The sequence below is a fragment of the Nocardiopsis dassonvillei genome (assembly GCF_964273065.1).
GTDB classification, from domain to species: domain Bacteria; phylum Actinomycetota; class Actinomycetes; order Streptosporangiales; family Streptosporangiaceae; genus Nocardiopsis; species Nocardiopsis dassonvillei_B.
The window spans coordinates 3665017-3690041 of record NZ_OZ186815.1 but is presented as its reverse complement, the minus strand read 5'-3'; the positions used below and the strand labels follow the sequence as shown (position 1 = coordinate 3690041).

Below are 25025 nucleotides of genomic sequence, written 5' to 3'. Positions count from 1 at the left end.
CAGGTGAGTGACACTTCCGCACCCGAGGCCCCCACCGCACTCCCCCCCGTCAAACGGCGCAACGCCGAGCTGGTCCTCATCGTGGTGGCGGTCCTCATCACGATGCTGGGCATCGCGATCGCCGGCCTGAACCTCAACGGCCGGGTCCCGGCCGCGACCTGGACCGTCGGCCTGACCTTCGGCGCCCTCTCCGTCGCCGCCCACGCGGCGATGCGCTTCGTGGCCCCCTACGCGGATCCGCTCATCCTGCCCTGCGCGCTGTTCCTCAACGGCATCGGCGTCGCCATGATCTGGCGGCTGAACGCGGTCGAGAACGAGAACATCGAGAGCGCCGGCGTCGGGATGCAGCTGGTCTGGACGGCGCTGGGCCTGATCTTCTGCTTCCTCATCATCATCTTCCTGAAGGACCCCCGGGTCCTCCAGCGCTACACCTACATCAGCGCCCTGGTGGCGCTGGTCCTGCTGGCCCTGCCGGCCCTGCCGGTCATCGGCCACGAGGTGTACGGCGCGCGGCTGTGGATCAAGATCGGCCCGATCACCTTCCAGCCGTCGGAGTTCGCCAAGATCGCGCTGGTCATCTTCCTGGCGTCGTACCTGATGAGCAAGCGCCAGGTGCTCCAGATCGTGGGCAAGCCGATCAAGATCGGCCGGTTCACCCTCATCGAGCTGCCGCGCGCCCGCGACCTGGCGCCGATCCTGGTCGGCTGGCTGATCGCCATCGGCATGCTGGTCGTCCTCAAGGACCTGGGCACCTCGCTGCTGCTCTTCGGCACCTTCCTGGCGATGCTGTACGTCGCCACCCAGCGCTCCTCGTGGGTGACCCTGGGGCTGCTGATGTTCGCGGGCGGCGCGACCGTCGCCCACTTCCTGTTCTGGCACGTGCGCGCCCGCGTGAACATCTGGATCAACGCGTTCGAACCGGAGGTCTACGAGGCGGTCGGCGGCAGCCAGCAGCTGGTGCAGGGCATCGTGGGCATGGCCTACGGCGGCCTGTTCGGCACCGGCCTGGGCGCCGGGCGGCCCACCGACATCTTCGCCGCCGACAGCGACTTCATCCTCGCCTCCATCGGTGAGGAGCTGGGCGTGACCGGCCTGCTGGCCGTGCTCATGGTCCTGTTCATCCTGGTGGAGCGCGGTATGCGGGTGGCCCTGGCCTCCACCGGCACCTTCAACAAGCTGCTGGCCAGCGGCATGGCGTTCGTGCTCGTGTACCAGACCTTCATCGTGCTCGGCGGCGTCTCGCGGGTCATCCCGCTGACCGGCTCGACCACACCGTTCATGTCCGCCGGCGGTACCGCGCTGCTGACCAGCTGGATCATGATGGGCATCCTGCTGCGCATCAGCGACAACGCCCGCCGCCCGGCACCGCAGGCGATCCAGGACGAGGGCGCGACCCAGGTGATCCGACGATGAACACGACGATCCGCAGACTGAGCATCTTCTGCCTGCTCATGTTCCTGGTGCTCATGGTCAACGTCACCTGGATCCAGGGCATCCAGGCTCCGGCGATCAAGGACGACCCGCTCAACCGGCGCCAGTACGCCGAGCAGGCCAGCGCCCCCCGCGGCCCGATCCTGGTGGCCGGGGAGAACGTCGCCTACTCCGAGAACATCGCGGAGGAGGGCGAGCCCGCCCGCTACCAGCGGATCTACGAGGGCGGGTCGATGTACACGCCGATCGTGGGCTCCTTCCGCAACTACGGCGCCTCCGGCATCGAGGCCACCCAGAACGACCTGCTCAACGGCAGCGACGACCGGCTGGCCGTGCGCAACTTCCGCGACATGATCACCGGCCGCGAGCCGGAGGGCGCCCAGGTGCAGCTGACCCTGGTGCCCGAGGTGCAGGAGGCCGGGTTCGAGGCGTTCGAGGCGCTGGGCGGCAGGAACGGCGCCGCGGTCGCGCTCGACCCGAACACCGGGGCGATCCTGGGCGCGATCTCCTACCCGTCCTACGACCCCAACACGGTCGTGGACATCAACAACCCCAACGACTCGGTCGCCAACTACGTCGAACTGGAGAACGACGAGCGCAAGCCCCTGCTGAACCGGGCGCTCAACGAGCGCTACCCCCCGGGTTCGACGTTCAAGCTGGTCACAGCCGCGGCGGCGATCGAGAACCTGGACGCCGGGCCGGACAGCACCCAGGAGGCACCGGACCTGCGCGAGTTCCCATCCGGTCCGCCGCTGCCCAACGCCATGGGCAGCTGCAACGGCGGGCAGCCCGACACCCTGGCGCACTCCATCCAGATCTCGTGCAACACCTCGTTCGCGAACTGGGCCATCGATGTGGGCGGCCAGGCGCTCAGCGACCAGGCGACGGCGTTCGGATTCAACCCCGAGGAGCCGATGGCCGTGCCGCTGTCGGTGGTGGACAGCTACGCTCCTGTGGAGACCGACGAGAGCATCCTGGGCCGCGCCGGCATCGGCCAGTCCAATGTCGAGGCCACCCCGCTCCAGATGGCGATGGTCGCCGCCGGTATCGCCAACGGCGGCGAGGTCATGCGACCCTACGTAGTGGACTCCGTGCGCGACTCCGACCTGTCGGTGATCACCCAGACCTCCCCGGAGACGCACTCCGAGGCGGTCAGCGCCCGCACCGCCGACATGCTGACGGAGATGATGGTCCTGGTCACCACGGCGCCCGAGGGCAGCGGCACCAACGCCGCGATCCCGGGCATCCAGGTGGCCGGCAAGACCGGTACCGCCGAGAACGGCACCGACCGGACCCACAACTGGTTCATCGGCTTCGCCCCGGCCGACGATCCCCAGATCGCGGTCGCCGTGGTGGTGGAGTTCGGCGGCGGGAGCGGCAACGAACTCGCGGCCCCGGTCGCACGAGCACTGATGGAGGCAGTGGTTCAGTAGTGAGCACCTACGAACCTCCTTCCCAGAACGGTCCCGGCGGGCTCGCCGGGACCGTTCTGAGCGACCGTTACCGACTCGAGGAGCAGATCGGCTCCGGCGGCATGGGCACGGTCTGGAAGGCCACCGACACCCTGCTCAACCGGCCCGTCGCGGTCAAGCTCCTGCACCCGTCGCAGATGGCCGAGCCCACCGCCAGAGAGCGCTTCCGCACCGAGGGGCGGATCACCGCGGGCCTCTCCCACCCGGGCATCGCCCAGGTCTTCGACTACGGGGAGGAGGACGGGCGGGCGTTCCTCATCATGGAGCTGGTGGTGGGCGAGCCCCTCTCCCAGGTCCTCAAGGAGCGTGGCGGGCTCACCCCGGACGAGACCCTCGACTTCATCGGCCAGGCCGCCCAGGCACTGGCTGCGGCGCACGCCCGCGGGGTGGTGCACCGCGACATCAAGCCGGGCAACCTGCTGGTCACCGGGGACGGCAGGCTCAAGCTCACCGACTTCGGCATCGCCCGCGGCGACATGTCCGTCACCCTCACCCAGACCGGAATGGTCATGGGGACCGCCCAGTACATCTCTCCCGAGCAGGCGTCGGGACGGCCCGCCACCGGCGCCTCCGACCTGTACGCGCTCGGCGTGGTCGCCTACGAGTGTCTGGCCGGGGAGCCTCCGTTCACCGGCGACAGCCCGATCGCGCTGGCCCTGGCGCACACCCGCGACGAGCCGCCGCCGCTGCCCGAGCACGTTCCTCCGGAGCTCGACGACCTGGTGTTCCTGCTGCTGTGCAAGGACCCCGAGGACCGGCCCGCCTCCGCGGGCGACGTCGCCCACATGGCCGCGGTCATCCGCTCCGAGGCGGGCACCGGACCGCCCACGCCCTCCGCCGGGTTCGGCGGCGTGGCCGCCACCCGGGTGGTCGCCGCGGTCCCCGACTCCGGGCGCACCACGGGGAGCACACCCCGGCGCACCACCGGACAGCAGACCGTAACGCCTGGTCAGGATGACGGCTCCGCTAGGCTGGCGTCCCAGCGGCGGGTCGGGTTGCCGGTGATCCTCGCCGCGGTCGGCGCGGCGGTCCTCATCGTCGCCGCCGTCCTGGGGGGCTTCTACCTCAGCGGCGACCGCTCGGACGGGGCGGACAACGTGCGCGGCGAGCAGCCGCCCGTCACCGTCGACGAGCCCACGCCGACCCCCTCCCCCGAGCCCGAGGAGGACGAGTCCACCGACGTGCCCGTCGTTCCCGACTACACACCCGACTACACGCCGACGACCCCCGAGGAGACCCCGAGCCACACCCCCGAGCCCACCGACGGGGAGACCGACCCCGACACGACCGACCCGGGCGACGGGAACGGTGAACCCACGGACGGGGAGACCGACCCCGGGACCACCGACCCGGGTGAGGGCGGCGGAGGCGGCGGAGGCGGAGGCGACGAGCCCCCGCCCGGAGGTGGTGGCGACGACGCCGCCGTGACGAGGCCATGAGCGGCAGACGCTCGGAGTAAGAAGGTCCGCACGCGGGCCCAGAACAAGGATCAGTACACGACATGTCCCAACCCCGGCTCTTCGGCGGGCGCTACGAACTCGACGGCATCGTCGGGCGCGGCGGCATGGCCGAGGTCTACCGCGCGCGAGACCTGAGACTCGACCGGCTGGTCGCCGTCAAGACTCTCAGGCACGACCTGGCCCGGGACCACGTGTTCCAGGCCCGCTTCCGCCGGGAGGCCCAGTCGGCGGCCTCCCTCAACCACCCCGCGATCATCGCCGTCTACGACACCGGCGAGGACATGATCGACGGGCTCTCGATCCCGTACATCGTCATGGAGTACGTGGACGGCAGGACGCTCAAGGAGCTCCTCGACGACGACCGAAGGCTCCTGCCGGAGCGCTCCGCCGAACTCGTCGACGGCATCCTGCGCGCGCTGGAGTACAGCCACGACAACGGGATCGTCCACCGGGACATCAAGCCCGCGAACGTGATGCTGACCCGCAACGCCGAGGTCAAGGTCATGGACTTCGGCATCGCCCGGTCCATGGACGACAACCAGGCGACCATGACCCAGACCTCGCAGGTCATCGGCACCGCCCAGTACCTCTCCCCGGAGCAGGCCCGGGGCGAGCGCGTGGACCCGCGCAGCGACATCTACTCGACCGGGTGCGTGCTCTACGAGCTGCTGACCGGGCGGCCGCCGTTCACCGGCGACTCCCCGGTGTCCATCGCCTACCAGCACGTCCGCGAGGAGCCGGTGCCGCCGTCGCAGGTGGACCCGCAGGTGCCGGAGTGGCTGGAGGACATCACCCTGCGGGCGATGGCCAAGGACCGCGACCAGCGCTACCAGAGCTCCGCGGAGATGCGGGCCGACATCCAGCGCGGCCTGGCCGGGATGCCCACCCAGGCGGGCAACATGGCGATGGCCGCCGGCGGGGCGACGACGATGCTGCCGCCCGCGGAGGACCGCTACGACGACCGGTACGACGACTACGACGACTACGAGGACGAGAAGAAGAACAACACGGGCAAGATCGTGTTGTGGTCCCTGCTCGGCATCGGTGTCATCGCCTCCATCATCCTGGTGATCTTCCTGATGAGCCGGGGCCCGGGGGAGGCCGAGACGCAGGCCGTGCCGAACGTGGTGGGGTCGACGGCCGAGGAGGCCCGGACCGAGCTGGAAGAGGCCGGGTTCAGCGAGGTCAGGATCGAGCAGCGCGCCGACGACGAGGCCGAGGAGGGCACGGTCGTCGAGACCGACCCGGAGGCCGGCGAGGAGATCGCGCTGGACGACGAGATCGTCCTGTACGTCTCCAGCGGCCCCGACGCCCAGGAGATCCCCTCGGTGCAGGGGCAGAGCGAGGCCGACGCGATCAACACGCTCAACAACGCCGGGTTCACGAACGTCGTCCCCGAGCAGCAGAACCACGACAGCATCGCGTCCGGGCAGGCGATCAACACCGACCCGCCCGCGGGCAACGCGGTCGCCCCGGACACGGAGATCCGGCTGTTCGTCTCCAGCGGCCCGGGCAACGTCCAGGTCCCCGACCTGATGGGGATGACCCGCGACCAGGCCGAGTCCGCCCTGTCGGAGCGCGGGCTGACGGCGTCCTTCCACGAGGTGGAGGACCCCAACAACCCGCCCAACACGGTCGTCAGCCAGTCGATGCAGGCCGGCCAGGAGGTGGCCCCGGGAACGACGGTCACCGTGACCGTGGCGATCGCCCCGACCCAGCCCGAAACGCCCACCGATCCGGGCAACGGGAACGGCAACGGGAACGGGCAGCCCACCGATCCCGGCGGGGAGACCCCGCCCGAGGGGGAGCAGCCGCCGGACCAGGAGGGGTTCGTGTTCGAACCGTCGCTGCGGGACTAGGCGCGGGAGGGAACGACGGCGGGGCCGCTCCGGCAGGGGCGGCCCCGCCGTCGTTCACAGGCCTTCCGTGCCCGACCCTGGGGTGACACCGGGCCCCGTGCTGGGCGTAGACTGTGTTTCCGTTCTGACCGGCCCCACCCGTACTGGAGCAGCGACCGTGCCCAAGTCCCGCAACGATCGCAAGAAGAAGGTCGTCTACACGCCGCCTCCTTCGAAGGAGAAGCCCAAGGTCAGCCCCAGGTGGCTGGTCCCGGCCATGCTCGGCTTCTTCGTCCTGGGCATCCTGTGGATCGCGGTCTTCTACATCGCGGGCCAGTACGTGCCCTACATGCAGGACCTCGGCAACTGGAACCTGGCCATCGGCTTCTCCGGCATCATCGTGGCCATCATCCTGTCCACCCGCTGGCACTGACCCCCGGCACGCCGCTCCCTCGGGAGCCGGCACCCTCGTGATCGCGGGCCGTCCGCAGCTCGGACGGCTCTCCCCCGTGCTCGCCCGCGGACGGATCGGGCCGGCCGCGGATGCACGAAGGCCCCCGGAGCACCGCTCCGGGGGCCTTCGCCGTACCGCGGCCTCAACCGGTGTACAGGGCCGCCAGGAGCACGGGGGACACGAGCACCAGTGCCGCCAGCACCGCCCCGAGCACGGCCATCGCCCCGATGTGGACGAGGTTCCGGGTGCGCGGGGAGGCCGATCCGCCGGGCAGGTGGGCGTAGACCGCCCCCAGGAGCAGGCCCACGGCCAGCCCGCCCAGGTGGGCGGTCCAGGAGATGCTCGGGAACACGAACGTGATGACGAGGTTGATCCCGATCAGCAGCGCCACCATCCGGACGTCCAGACCGAGCCTGCGGCCGATCACGAACACCGCCCCGAAGAGCGCGAAGATCGCCCCCGAGGCGCCGATGGACAGCGTGTCCGGGGCCGCCAGCAGGGTCAGCGCCGACCCGCCCAGCGCGCCCAGCACCCACAGCGCCAGGAAGCGCCCGTGGCCCAGCCACCGCTCCAGCTGCGGCCCCAGGGCGTACATGGCCCACCCGTTGAACAGGATGTGCCACAGCCCGGCGTGCAGGAACGCCGAGGTGATGAGCCGGTACCACTCCCCGCGGAAGGCCACGCCGCCGCCCCACATGCCCAGCCGCTCCACCAGCGGTGAACCCGCCGTGCCGAGCGGCGAGCCCGCGGTGAGCATCTGGGCGACGTAGCCGACGCCCATCAGCCCCAGGATCGCCCAGGTGACGTACGGCGCGGTGACGGCGCCGCCGCCGAACACGGTGCGGGTCCTGCGCACCCGGCGGTTGCCCTCCGCCACGCACTCGGGGCAGTGCTGCCCCACCGACGCCGCCGTCATGCAGTCCGGGCAGATGGGCCGGTCGCACCGGGTGCACGACAGCCCCGTCGCCCGGTCGGGATGGCGGTAGCAGGTGCGCCGGGTGGGCCGCTGCGGTCCCGGATCCGCTCCGGGCGGCGGGGGAGAGGCGGTCATGGTCCGGGTCTTCCTCCTGTGCGCTGCCGTGTGCCCATCGGTGCCGCCGTGCCCCCGTGGAAGCCGGTCAGCGGGTGATCTCGATGCTGTTGATCACGACGTCCTGCCGGGGGCGGTCCTGGGCGTCGGTCTCCACCTGGGAGATCTGCTGGACGATCTCCTCACCCTCGACGACCTCGCCGAAGATGGTGTGGCGGCCGTCGAGCCAGTAGGGCTTCTCGACGGTGATGAAGAACTGGGAGCCGTTGGTGCCCGGGCCCGCGTTGGCCATGGCCAGCAGGTAGGGGCGGTCGAAGCGCAGGCTCGGGTGGATCTCGTCGTCGAACGTGTAGCCGGGGCCGCCGCGTCCGCTGCCCAGCGGGTCGCCGCCCTGGATCATGAAGCCCTCGATGACCCGGTGGAAGATCGTGCCCTCGTAGAGGCTGCCCTTGCCGGGCTTGCCGGTGGCGGGGTCCATCCACTGCTTGGAGCCGTCGGCCAGGCCGATGAAGTTGGCGACCGTCTCGGGCGCCTCCTCCTCGAAGAGCCGGATGACGATGCTTCCCTTGGAGGTGTTCAGCCGAGCGGTCGGCTGAGCCTTGGAGTCCGACACCTGAGTGCCTTTCGGTCGACTTCTTTGACGTGATCACGTTACCCGTCCGGCCCGGCAGGTTAGGAGGAACCCGACAGGACCGTGGAGAACATCCTCTACCTCACGGTACGCCCGCATCGTCCCGTGTTCTGCGGCGTACCCCGTCGGCGGTGTCGAAACGCCGATCGCCGACGGAGAGGACGTATGTTGAGATAACACCCGGATAACGGGGAAGGACGACGGGAGGCCCGGATGCGAGCCGTCGGCACCGACCGTCGCCGCTCCGGGTGTGACCGTATGAAATCGGTGAACGACCGAAGGAGCTGACGACGTGCCTACCACTGCCAACCGTCGCAAGGCACGCAAGGAGGCCGAGGTGGCCCTCGCCCGACTGCAGGTCCTGGCCAAGGACCAGGCCGACCGGTTCGGTCCGTACGCGGACCAGGCCCGTGAGCAGGCGGCCCGGACGCTCCTCCAGGCCCGAGGCTGGACCGCGCCCCGGCTGGAGACCGCGGCCCACCGGGTCGAGGACACCGTGGCCCCCCGCGTGGTCGGGCTGCTCACGGCGGCCGCCCAGCGGGTCGACCCCAAGCCCGCACGGCGCGGGCTGGGCGGACGCCGCGTCCCCCGCGGTGTCCTGGTCGGGGGCGCCGCCCTGGTGGGCGGTGTGATCGTGTACTCCCTGATCCGGATGCGCCAGGCGTCGCAGGACGCCGAGTGGCAGGAGCACCTGGACCAGGCCCGCGAGCAGGTCCGGGAGACCCGGGAGAACCTGGAGGAGAAGGTCGGCAAGGCCGCCGAGAAGGCCGCGGAGAAGACCGGCAAGGCCGCCGGTGCCGCCGCGGACAAGGCGAAGGACACCAAGGAGGCCGTCAAGGCCACCGCGGGTGACCGCTCGAAGGAGAACGGCCGCCCCGGCAAGTAGCACGGACCGGTGGGTGGCGGGCCGGGACGACGTGGTCCCGGCCGCGCCCCCTCCACCCGTTCCCGGCGTCCGCCGGAGGGCGGACCGGGCTCCGTGCTCCCCGGGAGCGGTTCCTATTCGTCCTTGACGAGGCGGAACCGGTCGGGCAGGGGGTAGCGCCAGTCCTTGCCCAGCAGGGCGGCGATGGTGCCGATGGCCGGGAGGACGGCCCAGCCCAGCAGGATGGCCAGCAGGAAGAACGCCGGGATGACCAGCCAGATGGTCAGCAGGCTCAGCACGGAGCCGATCAGGCAGGCCAGCTGGAAGTTGAGCGATTCCAGCGCCTGGCGCCGGACGTACGGAGAGATGTTGTTGGCGCCCAGGAACAGGACCAGCGGGGCGACGATCGGGAAGAAGTAGTTGCCCGCGTGGCCGACTCCGGCGACCACGCGCTCCGCCGCCGTGCTCGGGGGCGGACCGCCCTCCCCGCTGCGGGCCGCTGCCGGGGCGGCGGGCCCTCCGCGGGGTGTCATCCCCAGGTCCTGGGTGAGGGGTTCGAGTTCGGCCCCGTACTTGGCCCGCATGGCCTGGTCGAGGCGCTCCTCGAACTCGTCCTCGTTGAGCTGTCCCTTGCCGTAGGCGTCCCGGAGGACCTCGGCCACCGCGTCCCGGTCGGCGTGGGTCAGCCGGATCTGGGGCTGTGGTGGCTCCCACGGACGCCTCACGGGGTGCTGGGGTTCCTGCACGGCCACTTTCCCTCTCCCCCTGCGCTCGGGAGTGCGACCGCGACGGCCGCACTCCCTCCATGATGCGCCACGGGGGAGCGTCCCGGTATCGGGATCGTCCCTGATCCTCCCCTGATCCGCGTCTCCTCCCGACGGCGGACTCCGACGGGCGCGGACCCAGACCTTCGTAGGGGGTGGGGACCGTCTCTCCCGCGCGGCCGGCGGCCGCGCACGTTCCCCGCCGGGGCTCTCCCCTCCCCGGCCCCCGCGCCGTGTCCGGCGCCTGGGGTTCGGGCCGCGTCCTCTCCTCCGCGGCCCCGTGCGCTAGTGGTGCGCGGGGACGGGGTCGGCCCCGCCGGCCGCCTCCTGGCGGTCCTGCTCCTGCTCGTAGCGGCGCTCGGCGCTGGTCAGCAGGTCGTACCAGCTGGTGACGTCCTTGCGCCGCCGCAGCAGGGCGCGCCGCTCGCGTTCGGTCATGCCTCCCCAGACACCGAACTCGATGCGGCTGTCCAGCGCCTCGGCGAGGCATTGGGTACGGACCGGGCAGCCCCGGCAGATCAGCTTGGCGCGGTTCTGCGCGGCGCCCTGGACGAACAGGGCGTCCGGGTCGATCTCCCGGCATTTGGCACGGGCCGCCATCTTCTCATTCCACATGTTGCCCCACTCCCAAGATCAGCATGTGTGGTGATCGGAAACCCGCCGGCCGGCAGCACCGGCGGGGGGAGGAGGACGCGGGCCGAATCCGAGGGCGGGAACGTATCCGGACGGGGGGCCGCCCGGGCCGACTTCGGGGGTCGATCGTTTCGGCGCGCTGTCTTCCTCGTTGTCGCTGGTGTCGAAACTACGGACCGTCTCAGTTCACCAACAGACCCCAACTGGCCTATTTCTCATATGGCCCAGTAGGACCATTGCACCTAGATGGAGTGTCATCATACACACACGGAGAGTTACACCACATCAGAGAAGGGGACTACTGTGACCCTAGCGAAACACTCCAGCCGCACCATTCCACGACAAGCCGGATGACCTGCGGTTTCACCATGGCCGACGGGCGTTCGTCCCGGGTCGGACAGACCCCGCCGAAGCGGGCCACCCGGCCGTCGCATCCCCCGAACGGACTATGCGGCCGCCGTGGCACACACACTCCGCAACCCCGCAGGTCACGCATTTCGCACACCACCGGGGGCACTCCGGTCCTACCCATTGGTAACCAAAAGGATCCGCGACACTTCGCGCAGGAAGTCCCTATTCGATCGTGACGCGGGTCCCCAACACTCCCTTTTCACGCCTATCCGCCAAAAGCTCCAGCAACGATGAATTCGGATAAGGCTGGCAGGAGAGAACACACGTCACCCTGGACCCGGGTGCGACCAGCCCGAAACCCCCGCGCCGGACCGGCCTCCGGTAGGGCCCGTCCCCGGGGGCTCCCCGAGGACGGCGAGGGCCCCGTCCGGGGAGGGCGGAGCCCGGGCGGGCCACGCCGAACGCCGGCACACCACGGCCCGATCCGCGCACACCCGCACCCCCGGCGCGCGGGAGTGCACCCGCTCGGCTCTCAGGGTTTTCCCGTACAACGTGGCCGCATGGCGGTGAACGCGGTGGGGACCGCGGCCGTGTTCGTCTCCGACCAGGACGGGGCGCCGGGGTTCCGCCGGGGCGCGCTCGGACTCGGGGCCGAGGCGGTCCGGGCCTTCGGCGAGGACCGCCGGCCGGAAGTCGGCCCCGCGTCGGATCCACGCCGGTGCTGCACCGGCCCTTCCCCGGCACGAACGCCGGGGGCGGCCGGGACCGACACCGGTCGGCTCGGACCCCGGCGCCGGCATGGCGCGCCTGCGCGTTGCGGGCGCGGCCGCGGCGGGGCCCGACGGCATGCCGTGGGTCCTCCAGGCGACGCTCTCCGGCCCCGGCGGCGATGGGATACGTGCTCCCGGGCCGGAGCACCCGTCCCCGCCCCCGCACCGGGAGCACCCCGCCGGACCGGCTCCTCGGCGCCCTCGCCGGCCCCGCCCGCCGCGAGATCCCGACGCGCTGCCGGAGGGGGAGCAGAGGGCCGGCGGCCGTGTTCGACATGGGTCGGCCGGGCGTTTCCGGGCACCTGCGGGCCCTGCGGGGGAGGGGCCTGGCGGACAAGCCCCGGGACGGGCGCCAGAGCCTGTAACGGGTCACCGCCCGGCCCCTGGAGGACCCGGCGGACCGGCCCACCCCGTACCAACGGTTCGGGCGCGACCGGATGAACGCCCTCGGCGACGTCCTCGACCGGGTGGACGAGGGCGGCTGAGGACCTGCGCTCCGTCCACGTCGGCCGGTTCTCCCCCGCCCGCCGCAGAGGCTCCGGCCCGCGCCGGCCACGCCGGAACTCCTGGCGCGGTGGCCGATGCCCGGAGCCCAGGCCCGGGGCGGGGCACGCCTCCACCTTCCGCGCCCGGCCCGTGGACCGGACCGGGTCCCCCGGGACCGTCGTCTGCGAGATCCGGAGGTCGATCCGCCCCGCCTTCTGCGCATCAGCCGGGCCGAGCCGCCCCCTCCGCCATGACCGCCGAGATGCCATGGACGCTGCGGGCCGAAAGGAGGGGAGCCTCCTGGTCCTGGAGCGCTCGGGCTTCGACCCGGGCGTTCCCGTCCAGCGGCTCGCCCGCGGGGCCGTGAACGGCGGCACGCCGGCCGTGTGCTGCAACGCCCCGAGGACCTCCTCCGGGGCGTGCGGTGGGGCTGACCCGGAGGAGCGGGGCCGGGGCCCGCCCGCGGCGGCTCCCTCCACGGGGGCCGCCGGGTCGCCGCCAGGGGCCTATTCGGGCGCTTCCTGGAGGGCGCGGACCTCGATGCGCGACCGCAGGGCGGCGGAGCACCGCTCGGCCCAGCCGACCGCGGTCCGCTCGTCCGGGGCGTCGATGATCCAGAAGCCGCCGACGTACTCGGTGGCGTCGACGAACGGGCCGGGCGTGTGCTCCACCTCGGGACCGGTGGCGTCGACGGTGATCGCGGTCGAGGGCGGGTGGAGCCCTCCGGCGTGGACGAAGGCGCCGGCCTCGTTGAGCGCGGTGTTGAAGGCCTCGACGGCGGCCATCACGGCCTCCAGCTCGGCGGGGTCCATCTCCTGCATCGACTCCATCGTCGGCTCGTCGGCGGTGTCGTGCGGCATGGTGAGGAAGTACTGCGGCATGGTCGGCTCCCTTTCCCGGTAACGGCCGCTCGGAGGGATCCGTCGGCGGATCCGTGCGACCGTCCTCCCGTGGACACCACCTTCGTCGAAGCGGAACGGGGCGACCAGCCTTTTGACGAGGACCGAAAGTCTCCCGGGCCGCGCCCCCGGGCCGGCGTCCCCCGCCTCGGACGGGGGCGGGTGGGGCGGAGAGCGGGTGGGACGGGTGTCCGGGGATGGGGGGTCGCGGCGCCGACCCCGACCTCTCCTGGGGTGCGCGCCGCCGCCCGGCCGGAGGGGGCGCCGGGCACGGGCGGTGCGCCGGAACGGGGCCCGGTGCGCCCCAGGAAGCCCACGGACAGGGGACGGTCTCCGCCGCGCGGGGGCCGGGCGTGGACGTGACCGGGAAGGGGCGCACCCTCCGCACGAGAAGCCCGGGCCCGTGCCGACCCGGGCACCGCGCGAAGCACCTCGGGACGCGGTGCCCACCGCCCCCGGCCCGGACGGCACCGGGACCGGGACCGGTCACCGGCAGGAGGTACCGGGACCCGGCACCGCCGACCGCCGCGTTCCCCGGCCGCGGCCGACGCGGGGGCCGGGGGTCCGCCCGGTCACAGGTCGGCGACGATGTCGCCCGACCCGCACGGGCACCCCTGTTCCCTGCTCCCCTCGACGAGGCGGCCGGCCGGATGGCGGCGAAACGCGCCCCTGCGCTCGTGCGGGCGGCATGACCGGTGCCGCCCGTGCCCATCCGTTCCGAATCCGTTCCAGGGCCCGGGAACAGAGAACGGGGACCCCCGAAGGAGTCCCCGTGCACTACGTCTGACCTGCTGTTATCCGCTGTGGAGCCAAGGGGAGTCGAACCCCTGACCTCCGGTATGCAAAACCGGCGCTCTGCCAGCTGAGCTATGGCCCCTCGCACCCCGGTACCAGGCCCGGTCGCTACGCAGAGCATACCCTCACCAGGGCGCACCCCGGATCACGACCGCGGGGGCCGTGGGCCAGGGGTCGAACGACACAAAGCCGTGGGCCGCACCACGGGAACATCGGCCCACCCACGTCTTCGTGTGACGCACCGGCACCGGACGGCGCGCGCCGCGCCGTGCCGACTCAGTTCTCGCCGGCCGCCGTGGCCTCGGTCCACAGGTCGAGCTCGGCACGGTCCGCCTGGATCTTGCGGTAGATGGCGAAAGCCCCGAGGGCCACCAGCGCCAGAACGATGATCTTCTTCACTGTCTGGACCCTTTCGTTGATCCGATTCGTTCGGGAAGCCCCCGCAGGAGGGCTCCGTAGAGAACTTTATGAGGTTGTCACCTAGCAGACTAGCAAGCCGTCAAGTGAGGAGCGCCATCCGCCGCAGGATCCCCACGGAGGCTTTGGGGGACAGGGCGATCCGGGTCAGTTCCGCCCAGACCTTCTTGCAGGTGGCGACCGATTCGTCCGCCTCCACGATGGTCCCTCCCTGGGTGGCCTCCACATACGCCAGGTCCGCCTCGTCCTCGTCGAACTCCAGCACCGAGAACGGCCCGGCGATCCCGGGGTGGGGCCCGGCGGAGGTCGGCAGCAGCTGCACGGTGACCCGCTCGGAGGCCGCCTCGATGATCCGGGTGGTCTGCGCCCGCAGCAGCCCCCGGTCGCCGGAGATGCGCTGGAGGGCGTCCTCCTCCACGATCGCGTGGTAGCGGACCTGCTCCAGGACCTCCTGGCGCTTGAGGTAGGCGGCGACCATCCGCTCCACCGCGTCCTCCCCGTGGCCGAGGGCGCGGCCCACCAGTGCCGTGTAGTCGGGGCTCTGCAGCAGGTCCGGCACGAGGATCCCGCCGTACACGCGCAGGGAGACCGCCCCGGCCTCGTTGCCCACGTAGGCCGAGGAGAGGACGTCCTCGTACTCGGTCCACCACGGGCGCATCCGCGACTCGCGCACCAGGGTGAGGATCGCCTCCCGCTGGCCGCCGGTGACCCCGTACAGTCGCAGCAGCGCGGAGATCTCCATGACCGACGGCCACTTGCGGATCCCCGTCTCGATATGGCCCAGCTTCGCCGGAGACCATTCCAGTTCCTCGGCGACATCGCTGAGGGTGAGACCCGCCTGAACACGATGGCGGCGGAGCTCGGCGGACAACCGCCGACGGCGGACCGTGGGACTGGTCATGGCACCGTTCCAATGACGGAGAGTGTCGAAGGTATGTGACCAGCGAAACACGGCATCTAGCATCTAGCAATGAGTTTCTAGAAAAGAGCGGCTGATTCGATGCATTAAGAGGGAAAGTCGCCCGCCACTATCTGTGACGAGTGTCCCTAACAGGGAATCAGGAGCCCCATCGACAACACGGGCCACATCAGCGGAAAGCGCGTACGATGCAGAAGATGCCCGTTCCGGCGGGCTCGCCCGCACACGTAGAGGAAACCCATGAGCCACCCCATCGACGATGTCGAGCAGTTGATCGCGAACGCCGAAGCGGAGATGCCTCCGAGCACCCGCTCCCGCCTCATCGCGAAACTCCGGATGGGGAAGCACATCGACGAAGCCGCCGCGGAGCTGGAGATCAGCCCCAGACAGGTGTTCTCGACCGCCAGAATCCTGCAGCCGTTCGGGGAGCAGCTCGACTCGACGCTGATCGCCCAGCGCGACCCCTCCCTTCCGCACGGCACCGTCACGGGGTACAACAAGCGCTGCCGCTGCCCGGAATGCCGGGGCGCCCTCCAGCGGCGTATCTGAGCCGACCTGGAACGATGCGGAGTTAACCCAGACTTCTCCCATCAATTCGCTTAGCGCAGGCTTAGTCGGTGTCCAGTTTGGGGACACCGCAAGCATGAACGAGCACGTGGACTGGTCGGCCATGAGCGACGAGGACTTCGTAGCGCTGCTCCGGCAGCTCATCGAGGCCCCCGAGGCCGACGAGGACTGATCCCCCGCACCACAGCCTCATATCCTCCACGCCCCACGCGGGTCCCCTACCGCCACCCGCACCTCCGGTGCGCCCCCGGCTCCAGGGGTACGGCCCGCTCCGGGTGATGCCCGCGGGCGGGTGACCGGCCGGCGGTGGTGTTCGGTTGCGCCGGGGCCGCCGGGGCCGCCGGGGCTGCCGGTTGCGCAGGGTCGGATCGTCGCTGCGCCCGGGAGGGGATTTCCGGGCGGCGGGCCGGCGGGCGGTGCCGCTGCGGCCGTAGGCGGGTGCGGGCATGCTCCCTGCCACTCCGCCCTGGGGTGTGGCGGGGGAGGGCCGCCAGGTCCACCGTCCTGTCCGGGTCCCTGCCGGGTGCATGCCCTCCCTGATGTTTCAACGCTGTTGTGGGTGGAGGTCTCCTGCCCGGGGTCCAGCGTCGTCGGGAGGGAGAACCACTTCATACGGCCCCGAGGGGTGGGGGTGGGCGTTCCCCAGGTCCCGGACACAGGAGGGGTGAGGGCCGCGGTCATCCTTCCCGCCCTGGCCCCCGGGGGGTGAGAGCGGCAAGTGGATTTCCCGGCTGGGCACAGGGGGGTTGGGGGAGGGAGAATCGGGACCTGTGCCGCAGGGGATTGTTGTCTTTTCTTGGGCCCTCGGCCACAGCCGGAGGGTGTTGCTTGGACCTCCGCCCCAGGGGGTGAAGGCCGCAGGAGGGTTTCCCGGCCCGGACACAGGGGGGTAGGCGGACTTGGAGGTTTCCAGGAGGGTCACCATCTGGGGTGGGCGGTCTGTGGGGGCGCCCGGCAGCAAGCGTTGGTTTCCAAAAGCCCGGCCGCTTGGGAAGGTACAGACTGCGGAGCGTGGGCCCGTCCCGTCGCAGTCGGCGTGCGGCAGAGCGCCGGGCCGGTGCGTTCGACGGGCGTGCTGGGTGGTGGGGGTTTACGGGGCGGGTGCGCGCGAGGCCTGCCCCGCCCGGCCACACAGGTCCACGGAGGAAGGGTCCGCCTGTAAACCCGCGGTCGCACCCGACCTCGCTTGTAACACCAACCACAGCCGGGGTAACCCCAGCCATGAGCACCCTCCCGCACCACAGGGGGTGAAAGCCGCAGGCACCTTCCCGCCCCGACCCCCAGGGGGTGGAGGGAGGAGGGAGCGCTGGCCCTCGCCATCGGTCCGGGAGTGCCCAGCCAGGCCCGGTGCGGGTGTTCGGTGCCGGCCGTTCCCAAGCGGGGAGAGGTCCTCTGCGGCCTTCACCCCGGGGGCCAGGGGTGGGAGGTTCTCTGCGGCTTTCGCCCCTTGGGGCCGGGGCGGGAAGGTGCCTGCGGCTTTCACCCCCTGTGGTGCCCGGGGCGGTTCGGGTGCGGGTCGCTCCGCCTGTGGTTGGTGTTACAAGCGAGGTCGGACAGGCCCGTCCCTTTCCAGGCGGACCGGGTGTGTCAAGTTAAGGGTGTAACTGTTTTTCTTGGTCACTGGCGTGTCGCGGTCAACCGCCCGTCGAAGGCCAGATCGAACGCGTTCAGCGCTCGCTTCCACCGGCCGGCCCACTTCACCGCACCCGCCCCGGTCGGATCCAACGCCATCAACGCCAGATACACGCACTTGAGCGCGGCCTGCTCGTTGGGGAAGTGTCCCCGGGCCTTGACCGCACGCCGGATCCGGGCGTTGATCGACTCGACCGCGTTCGTGGTGCAGATGACCCGCCGGATCTCCACATCGAAGGCCAGGAACGGCACCATCTCCGCCCACGCCTGCTCCCACAACCGCACGATCGCCGGATACCGCTCACCCCACACCGAACAGAACTCGGCGAACCGCTCCCGGGCGGCCTCCTCGGTCGCCGCGGAGTAGACCGGCCGCAGCGCGCCGGCGACCTTCTGCCGATCGGCGACCGAGGCGTAGCGGAAGCTGTTGCGCAGCAGGTGCACGATGCAGGTCTGCAGCACCGTGCGCGGCCACACGGCCTCGACCGCCTCGCCCATGCCCTTGACCCCGTCGGCCACCAGCATGAGCACATCGGCCACCCCGCGGTTGCGCAGCTCGGTGAACACGTGCGCCCAGTACTTGGCACCCTCACCGCCCTCGCCCGCCCACAGACCCAGGATGTCGCGCTCGCCCTCGGCCGTCACCCCGAGCACGACGTAGACGGGCCGGTTGGTGACCTGGCCGTCGCGGATCTTGACGTTGATGGCGTCCACGAACAGCACCGGGTAGACGGGGTCCAGGGGCCGGTTCTGCCACTCGGCCATCCGGTCCATCGCACCGTCGGTGATCGTGGAGATGGTCTGCTTGGACACGTTCGCCCCGTAGACCTCGGCCAGGTGGGCGCAGATCTCGCCGTGGGTCAGGCCGCGGGCCGAGAGTGAGAGCACGATGCCGTTGACGCCGTTCAGGCGGCGCTGGCGCTTCTTGACGATCTGCGGCTCGAAGGAGCCGTCGCGGTCGCGGGGCACGTCGAGCTCGACGGGGCCGGCCTCGGTGGTGACGGTCTTGGAGCGGGTGCCGTTACGGGCGTTGCCGCTGCCGCTGCCGTTGCCGGGCGCGGAGCGTTCGTGTTTGGCGTAGCCCAGGTGGGCGTCCATCTCCGCTTGCAGGACGTTCTCCAGGGTGGTCTTGGTCAGGCGGGACAGCAGCCCGTTCTCGCCGACCAGGTCGATGCCCTCGGCCTTGGCCTTGGCGACCAGTTCCGCGACCAGCTCTTCGTCCGACCTGCCAGTATCCTTCTTGACCTGCGCCTTGTCACTCATGGTGAACTCCTACCCCCTTGGAGTTACACCCTTATCTTTACAGTCCCCGCGGGTTTGCAGGCGGACCCTTCCTCCGTGGACCTGTGTGGCCGGGCGGGGCAGGCCTCGCGCGCACCCGCCCCGCAAGCCCCCACCACTCGGGACGTGCGCCCAACGCCCAGGCCCGGCGCTCTGCCGCACGCCGACTGCGACGGGACGGGCCCACGCTCCGCAGTCTGTACCTTCCCAAATGGCTGAGCCTTTGGAAACCAACGCTTGCTGCCGGGAGCGACCACAGACCGCCCTTTCCAACGGGTGACCCTCTTGGAAACCTCCAAGTCCGCCTACCCCCCTGGGGCCGGGGCCGAGGTTCTTCCCCGCTTTCACCCCCTGCGGTGCAGGTCCCGGTTCTCCCTCCCCTCAACCCCCCTGTGCCTGGGGCGGGAAGCCCCCCTGCGGCCTTCACCCCCTGCGGCGGAGGTCCAAGCGATGCTTTCCGGCTGTGGCCGAGGACCCCGGTCCGACGGGAAACCCCCTGAAGCCCGGGCCGAGAAACACCCACCCACACCCAAAACAAAAAAAGGGGGGCCGCCCCCAGGCAACCCCCACAACAACCCCACCAACGAAGGGAGGCCCGCCTCACCAGAGACGGGCCTCAACCCCCAACAAAAAACCGTGGCAGCAACCTACTCTCCCACCCCACCACAGGGCAGTACCATCAGCGCAAGGAGACTTAACGACCGGGTTCGGAATGTAACCGGGTGTGACCCTCCCACCATAACCACCACGGAAACCAACACCCACACCCCGAAACCCCAACAAAGAGCCCCGAAGCCGGGAAACATTTCCACCAGCTATGTGAAACGTATGCGCGAGCACCCAATTATCTGCAGCGGACAAGCCCTCGGCCTATTAGTACCGGTCAGCTCCACCCCTCACAAGGCTTCCACACCCGGCCTATCAACCCCATCGTCTATAGGGAGCCTTACCCTCTCAAAGGAGGCAGGAGACCTCATCTCGAAGCAAGCTTCCCGCTTAGATGCTTTCAGCGGTTATCCCTCCCGAACGTAGCCAACCAGCCATGCCCTTGGCAGGACAACTGGCACACCAGAGGTTCGTCCGTCCCGGTCCTCTCGTACTAGGGACAGCCCTTCTCAAGTCTCCAACGCGCACAGCGGATAGGGACCGAACTGTCTCACGACGTTCTAAACCCAGCTCGCGTGCCGCTTTAATGGGCGAACAGCCCAACCCTTGGGACCAACTCCAGCCCCAGGATGCGACGAGCCGACATCGAGGTGCCAAACCATCCCGTCGATATGGACTCTTGGGGAAGATCAGCCTGTTATCCCCGGGGTACCTTTTAGCCGTTGAGCGACACCGCTTCCACACGCCGGTGCCGGATCACTAGTCCCAGCTTTCGCTCCTGCTCGACACGTCCGTCTCACAGTCAAGCTCCCTTGTGCACTTACACTCAACACCTGATTACCAACCAGGCTGAGGGAACCTTTGGGCGCCTCCGTTACTCTTTGGGAGGCAACCGCCCCAGTTAAACTACCCACCAGACACTGTCCCCGAACCGGATCACGGCCCAAGGTTAGATGCCCGAAACAGTCAGAGTGGTATTTCACCAACGCCTCCACCACCACTAGCGTGATAGCTTCACCGGCTCCCACCTATCCTACACAAACCATCCCAAACACCAATGTCAAGCTATAGTGAAGGTCCCGGGGTCTTTCCGTCCTGCTGCGCGAAACGAGCATCTTTACTCGTAGTGCAATTTCACCGGGCCCATGGTTGAGACAGTGGGGAAGTCGTTACGCCATTCGTGCAGGTCGGAACTTACCCGACAAGGAATTTCGCTACCTTAGGATGGTTATAGTTACCACCGCCGTTTACTGGCGCTTAGATTCCCAGCTTCACAGGGGCGAACCCCCATTGACCGGTCCTCTTAACGTTCCAGCACCGGGCAGGCGTCAGTCCGTATACAGCGTCTTACGACTTCGCACGGACCTGTGTTTTTAATAAACAGTCGCTTCCCCCCGCTATCTGCGACCCCACCCAGCTCCAGCCGCGAAGGCCTTCACCAGACAGGGCTCCCCTTCTCCCAAAGTTACGGGGACAATTTGCCGAGTTCCTTAACCATGGTTCACCCGAACGCCTCGGTATTCTCTACCTGACCACCTGCGTCGGTTTAGGGTACTGGCCGCTCACGAACTCGCTAGAGGCTTTTCTCGACAGCATGGGATCACTCACTTCGCCTAAAACGGCTCCGCATCACGTCTCAGCCTTCACGGGAGGCGGATTTACCAACCCCCCAGCCTACACGCTTACCCCCGGACAACCACCGCCGGGTAGAGCTACCCTCCTGCGTCACCCCATCACTTACCTACTACAAGCTCGGATCCCAGACCGGTAAAGCAACCAGTCCCGAAGGACCGGAAACCCACCAGCGTGGTTAGCATCACCTGATTCGATACTGGGCGCTCGTGCACGGGTACGGGAATATCAACCCGTTATCCATCGACTACGCCTGTCGGCCTCGCCTTAGGTCCAGACTCACCCTGGGCGGATTAACCTGCCCCAGGAACCCTTAGTCAATCGGCGGCAACGTTTCTCACGTTGCTTTCGCTACTCATGCCTGCATTCTCACTCGCACGCCCTCCACCACACGATCACTCGGCGGCTTCACCGAACGCACGACGCTCCCCTACCAACCCGGCAAAAACCGGGCTCCACAGCTTCGGCGGTGTGCTTAAGCCCCGCTACATTATCGGCGCAGAACCACTTGACCAGTGAGCTATTACGCACTCTTTAAAGGATGGCTGCTTCTAAGCCAACCTCCTGGTTGTCTCAGCAACTCCACAACCTTTCCCACTTAGCACACGCTTAGGGGCCTTAGCTGATGATCTGGGCTGTTTCCCTCTCGACTACGAAGCTTATCCCCCGCAGTCTCACTGCCACGCTTCACTTAACCGGCATTCGGAGTTTGTCTGACGTCAGTAACCTTGTCGGGCCCATCAGCCAAACAGTAGCTCTACCTCCGGCAAGAAACACGCAACGCTGCACCTAAATGCATTTCGGGGAGAACCAGCTATCACGGAGTTTGATTGGCCTTTCACCCCTACCCACACCTCATCCCCCAGGTTTTCAACCCTGGTGGGTTCGGGCCTCCACGAGGTCTTACCCCCGCTTCACCCTGGACATGGGTAGATCACTCCGCTTCGGGTCCACAGCATGCGACTCAAACGCCCTATTCAGACTCGGTTTCCCTACGGCTACCCCACCCGGGTTAACCTCGCCACACACCATGACTCGCAGGCTCATTCTTCAAAAGGCACGCCATCACCAGACACAAGATCCAGCTCTGACGGCTTGACAGCACACGGTTTCAGGTACTATTTCACGACCCCTCACCGGGGCACTTTTCACCTTTCCCTCACGGTACTAGTGCACTATCGGTCACCAGGACGTATTTTGGCTTAGCAGGTGGTCCTGCCAGATTCACACGGAATTCCTCGGGCTCCGCGCTACTCGGGGACAGCGTCAACACCTGATCAGAACCTTCACCTACGGGACTCTCACCCACTCCGGTACCGCTTCCCAACGGATTCAGCTAGCTCTGACCACTAGTGCTCCGGGCCGGCAGACCCGAAAAGACACGCCCCACAACCCCGCACACGCAACGACTGCCGTCTATCACACGCGCACGGTTTAGCCTCTTCCCCGTTCGCTCACCACTACTAGGAGAATCACTGTTGTTTACTCTTCCTACGGGTACTGAGATGTTTCACTTCCCCGCGTCACCACCAACCGCCCTATACATTCAGGCGGCGGCAACCCGATACAACTCGGGCTAGGTTTCCCCATTCGGACACCCACGGATCAAAGCTCGGTTGACAGCTCCCCGTGGCCTATCGCGGCCTCCCACGTCCTTCATCGGCGCCTGGTGCCAAGGCATCCACCGTATGCCACTATCACTTGGCCACTACAGATAACAAGATGCTCGCGCACACTATTCACAAATCAAAACACCAACCGCATACCCTGCTACCACTCACCCACCCGGACAACCGAGAACCCCCACCCCCGCACACAGCGGAGACAAGGGAACCAGGCCCACAGGCTTCTGAGAGTTCTCAGAGGCGGTCCGCGGGAACCAACCACAAGGGTTGCTTCCTCAGACACCCAACAACGCGCCCTCCAAGGCTTCTAGGACCCTTGGAGGTGAAGTCCGACCAATCCATTACAACCAATCCCACCGGAACACCACAGATCAACCATGGGTTCAGCAGGTCCACTTTCGAGTCCGGCCAACCATAGGAAAAGTGTTGGCCTGAAAAGACTCCTTAGAAAGGAGGTGATCCAGCCGCACCTTCCGGTACGGCTACCTTGTTACGACTTCGTCCCAATCGCCAGCCCCACCTTCACTCACTCCCTCCCCGAAGGGTTAGGCCACAAGTTTCGGGTGTTGCCGACTTTCATGACGTGACGGGCGGTGTGTACAAGGCCCGGGAACGTATTCACCGCGGCGTTGCTGATCCGCGATTACTAGCGACTCCACCTTCATGGGGTCGAGTTGCAGACCCCAATCCGAACTGAGACCGGCTTTTAGGGATTCGCTCCACCTCACGGTATCGCACGCCCATTGTACCGGCCATTGTAGCATGTTTGCAGCCCAAGACATAAGGGGCATGATGACTTGACGTCGTCCCCACCTTCCTCCGAGTTGACCCCGGCAGTCTCCCATGAGTCCCCACCATTACGTGCTGGCAACATGGAACAAGGGTTGCGCTCGTTGCGGGACTTAACCCAACATCTCACGACACGAGCTGACGACAGCCATGCACCACCTGTCACCCGCCAACTAAATGACCCCACATCTCTGCAGGTCCACGGGTGATGTCAAACCTTGGTAAGGTTCTTCGCGTTGCGTCGAATTAAGCAACATGCTCCGCCGCTTGTGCGGGCCCCCGTCAATTCCTTTGAGTTTTAGCCTTGCGGCCGTACTCCCCAGGCGGGGCGCTTAATGCGTTAGCTACGGCGCGGAAACCGTGGAAAGTCCCCACACCTAGCGCCCAACGTTTACGGCATGGACTACCAGGGTATCTAATCCTGTTCGCTCCCCATGCTTTCGCTCCTCAGCGTCAGGTAAGGCCCAGAGACCCGCCTTCGCCACCGGTGTTCCTCCTGATATCTGCGCATTTCACCGCTACACCAGGAATTCCAGTCTCCCCTACCTACCTCTAGCATGCCCGTATCCACTGCAGAACCGGGGTTAAGCCCCGGTCTTTCACAGCAGACGCGACACGCCGCCTACGAGCTCTTTACGCCCAATAATTCCGGACAACGCTCGGACCCTACGTATTACCGCGGCTGCTGGCACGTAGTTAGCCGGTCCTTATTCCCCACCTACCGTCAACCCCGCGAGAACGCGGAGCCTGCGTGAGTGGTAAAAGAGGTTTACAACCCGAAGGCCGTCATCCCCCACGCGGCGTCGCTGCGTCAGGCTTTCGCCCATTGCGCAATATTCCCCACTGCTGCCTCCCGCAGGAGTCTGGGCCGTGTCTCAGTCCCAGTGTGGCCGGTCGCCCTCTCAGGCCGGCTACCCGTAATCGCCTTGGTAGGCCGTTACCCCACCAACAAGCTGATAGGCCGCGAGCCCATCCCCGACCGAAAAACTTTCCACCCTCGACCATGCGGAGGAGGGTCGTATCCGGTATTAGACGGCGTTTCCACCGCTTATCCCGGAGTCAGGGGCAGGTTGCTCACGTGTTACTCACCCGTTCGCCGCTCGTGTACCCCGAAGGGCCTTACCGCTCGACTTGCATGTGTTAAGCACGCCGCCAGCGTTCGTCCTGAGCCAGGATCAAACTCTCCATAAAGGTCTTGCACCGCCACCCCGAAAGGGGTGCGGAAACCTAGAAGAAAATCCTGACCGAACCGTCTGGCTCAATGTCCTTCTGGTCCAATCAAAGGAACCTCGCACACTCCGATCTCACTGATCGTCGTGTGACGGGGCCAAAACAAACTTGGCTGTAAAAATCGAACACGCGCTGTTGAGTTCTCAAGAAGCAACCGCTCTTCCCGTACAAGCCCCGGGTACGTGTTTCTGTTCCCGGCCGCTCTTCCGTGGAAGGCGTCTGCGTTTCCGCTTTGTTGTGCCCTCACTTTATCAGTGTTTCCGTGTCCCGCCAAACCGGCGTTTTCCGGAACCTTCTGATTTCTCGTGAAGGCGTGTGCCCCTTTCGAGGCGACCCGACCGAGTTTACATGGTCGAAGCAGTGCTTCGAACCGCTCACTTCGGAAGGGAGGTCGTCGCCGATCCCGGTCCGGTGCCGAGTCGACTCCTGCTCGGAGCCGCTCGCCGCC

Annotated in this window: 15 protein-coding genes, 1 tRNA gene and 3 rRNA genes; 7 read left to right on the top strand and 12 right to left on the bottom strand. The window is 68.0% G+C overall.

Features of this window, described 5'->3' with window-relative positions; all coding sequences use genetic code 11:
- The first annotated feature begins 3 nt into the window (after positions 1-3).
- The 5 genes from ACSUPR_RS16365 to ACSUPR_RS16345 all read left to right on the top strand — a co-directional run bounded on the left by ACSUPR_RS16365 (position 4) and on the right by ACSUPR_RS16345 (position 6634).
- Positions 4-1413, top strand: coding sequence for an FtsW/RodA/SpoVE family cell cycle protein (locus ACSUPR_RS16365; RefSeq protein ID WP_436885482.1), 1410 nt, complete (start codon positions 4-6; stop codon positions 1411-1413).
- Positions 1410-2864: a peptidoglycan D,D-transpeptidase FtsI family protein gene (locus ACSUPR_RS16360; RefSeq protein WP_436885481.1), complete on the top strand. Its 1455-nt coding sequence runs from the start codon at positions 1410-1412 to the stop codon at positions 2862-2864. Before ACSUPR_RS16365 ends, ACSUPR_RS16360 begins: the two co-directional genes overlap by 4 nt.
- A complete protein-coding gene (locus ACSUPR_RS16355) occupies positions 2864-4342 on the top strand; it encodes a serine/threonine-protein kinase (RefSeq protein ID WP_436885480.1) in 1479 nt (492 codons plus the stop codon). The genes ACSUPR_RS16360 and ACSUPR_RS16355 overlap by 1 nt, the downstream gene beginning before the upstream one ends.
- A 62-nt stretch (positions 4343-4404) precedes the next feature.
- Complete coding sequence (gene pknB, locus ACSUPR_RS16350; RefSeq protein ID WP_436885479.1) at positions 4405-6222, top strand: Stk1 family PASTA domain-containing Ser/Thr kinase; 1818 nt, start codon at positions 4405-4407, stop codon at positions 6220-6222.
- A 157-nt stretch (positions 6223-6379) separates the two neighbouring features.
- Positions 6380-6634 carry a cell division protein CrgA gene (locus ACSUPR_RS16345; RefSeq protein ID WP_436885478.1) on the top strand — a complete coding sequence of 85 codons (255 nt, stop codon included), beginning with the start codon at positions 6380-6382 and terminating at the stop codon, positions 6632-6634.
- Between the two features lie 163 nt (positions 6635-6797).
- On the opposite strand, the gene ACSUPR_RS16340 is transcribed toward ACSUPR_RS16345, so the two are convergent.
- Both ACSUPR_RS16340 and ACSUPR_RS16335 read right to left on the bottom strand, forming a co-directional pair.
- Complete coding sequence (locus tag ACSUPR_RS16340; protein WP_436885477.1) at positions 6798-7706, bottom strand: rhomboid family intramembrane serine protease; 909 nt, start codon at positions 7704-7706, stop codon at positions 6798-6800.
- A 67-nt stretch (positions 7707-7773) separates the two neighbouring features.
- Positions 7774-8298, bottom strand: a complete 525-nt coding sequence (locus ACSUPR_RS16335) for a peptidylprolyl isomerase (protein WP_436885476.1) — start codon at positions 8296-8298, stop codon at positions 7774-7776.
- A gap of 310 nt (positions 8299-8608) precedes the next feature.
- Between ACSUPR_RS16335 and ACSUPR_RS16330 the strand changes: the two genes are divergently transcribed.
- Complete coding sequence (locus ACSUPR_RS16330) at positions 8609-9202, top strand: hypothetical protein (RefSeq protein ID WP_436885475.1); 594 nt, start codon at positions 8609-8611, stop codon at positions 9200-9202.
- 113 nt (positions 9203-9315) lie between these two features.
- Here ACSUPR_RS16330 and ACSUPR_RS16325 read toward each other — a convergent pair whose 3' ends face one another.
- The 6 genes from ACSUPR_RS16325 to ACSUPR_RS16300 all read right to left on the bottom strand — a co-directional run bounded on the left by ACSUPR_RS16325 (position 9316) and on the right by ACSUPR_RS16300 (position 15197).
- Positions 9316-9906 carry a DUF1707 and DUF4870 domain-containing protein gene (locus ACSUPR_RS16325; protein ID WP_436885474.1) on the bottom strand — a complete coding sequence of 197 codons (591 nt, stop codon included), beginning with the start codon at positions 9904-9906 and terminating at the stop codon, positions 9316-9318.
- A 324-nt stretch (positions 9907-10230) separates the two neighbouring features.
- Positions 10231-10560 carry a WhiB family transcriptional regulator gene (locus ACSUPR_RS16320; protein ID WP_436885473.1) on the bottom strand — a complete coding sequence of 110 codons (330 nt, stop codon included), beginning with the start codon at positions 10558-10560 and terminating at the stop codon, positions 10231-10233.
- Between the two features lie 2131 nt (positions 10561-12691).
- Positions 12692-13066 carry a YciI family protein gene (locus ACSUPR_RS16315; protein WP_436885472.1) on the bottom strand — a complete coding sequence of 125 codons (375 nt, stop codon included), beginning with the start codon at positions 13064-13066 and terminating at the stop codon, positions 12692-12694.
- Positions 13067-13888: 822 nt separating this feature from the next.
- A tRNA-Ala gene (locus tag ACSUPR_RS16310) sits at positions 13889-13961 on the bottom strand.
- 194 nt (positions 13962-14155) lie between these two features.
- Positions 14156-14278, bottom strand: coding sequence for a DLW-39 family protein (locus ACSUPR_RS16305; RefSeq protein WP_218619584.1), 123 nt, complete (start codon positions 14276-14278; stop codon positions 14156-14158).
- Positions 14279-14378: 100 nt separating this feature from the next.
- Positions 14379-15197, bottom strand: coding sequence for a helix-turn-helix domain-containing protein (locus ACSUPR_RS16300; protein WP_436885471.1), 819 nt, complete (start codon positions 15195-15197; stop codon positions 14379-14381).
- 258 nt (positions 15198-15455) lie between these two features.
- Here ACSUPR_RS16300 and ACSUPR_RS16295 point away from each other — a divergent pair, with 258 nt between their 5' ends.
- Positions 15456-15764, top strand: coding sequence for a hypothetical protein (locus ACSUPR_RS16295; protein ID WP_436885470.1), 309 nt, complete (start codon positions 15456-15458; stop codon positions 15762-15764).
- A gap of 1635 nt (positions 15765-17399) precedes the next feature.
- Here the strand turns inward: ACSUPR_RS16295 and ACSUPR_RS16290 are convergent.
- The 4 genes from ACSUPR_RS16290 to ACSUPR_RS16275 all read right to left on the bottom strand — a co-directional run bounded on the left by ACSUPR_RS16290 (position 17400) and on the right by ACSUPR_RS16275 (position 24538).
- The gene (locus tag ACSUPR_RS16290) at positions 17400-18677 is read right to left on the bottom strand and encodes an IS256 family transposase (protein ID WP_436885469.1); all 1278 of its coding nucleotides are present in this window, start codon (positions 18675-18677) and stop codon (positions 17400-17402) included.
- 652 nt (positions 18678-19329) lie between these two features.
- Positions 19330-19445 (bottom strand): 5S ribosomal RNA (gene rrf / locus ACSUPR_RS16285).
- A gap of 102 nt (positions 19446-19547) precedes the next feature.
- A 23S ribosomal RNA gene (locus ACSUPR_RS16280) occupies positions 19548-22641 on the bottom strand.
- Positions 22642-23006: 365 nt separating this feature from the next.
- Positions 23007-24538: ribosomal RNA gene (locus ACSUPR_RS16275) — 16S ribosomal RNA — on the bottom strand.
- Together the 16S, 23S and 5S rRNA genes form the textbook arrangement of a ribosomal RNA operon.
- Between the last annotated feature and the right edge of the window lie 487 nt (positions 24539-25025).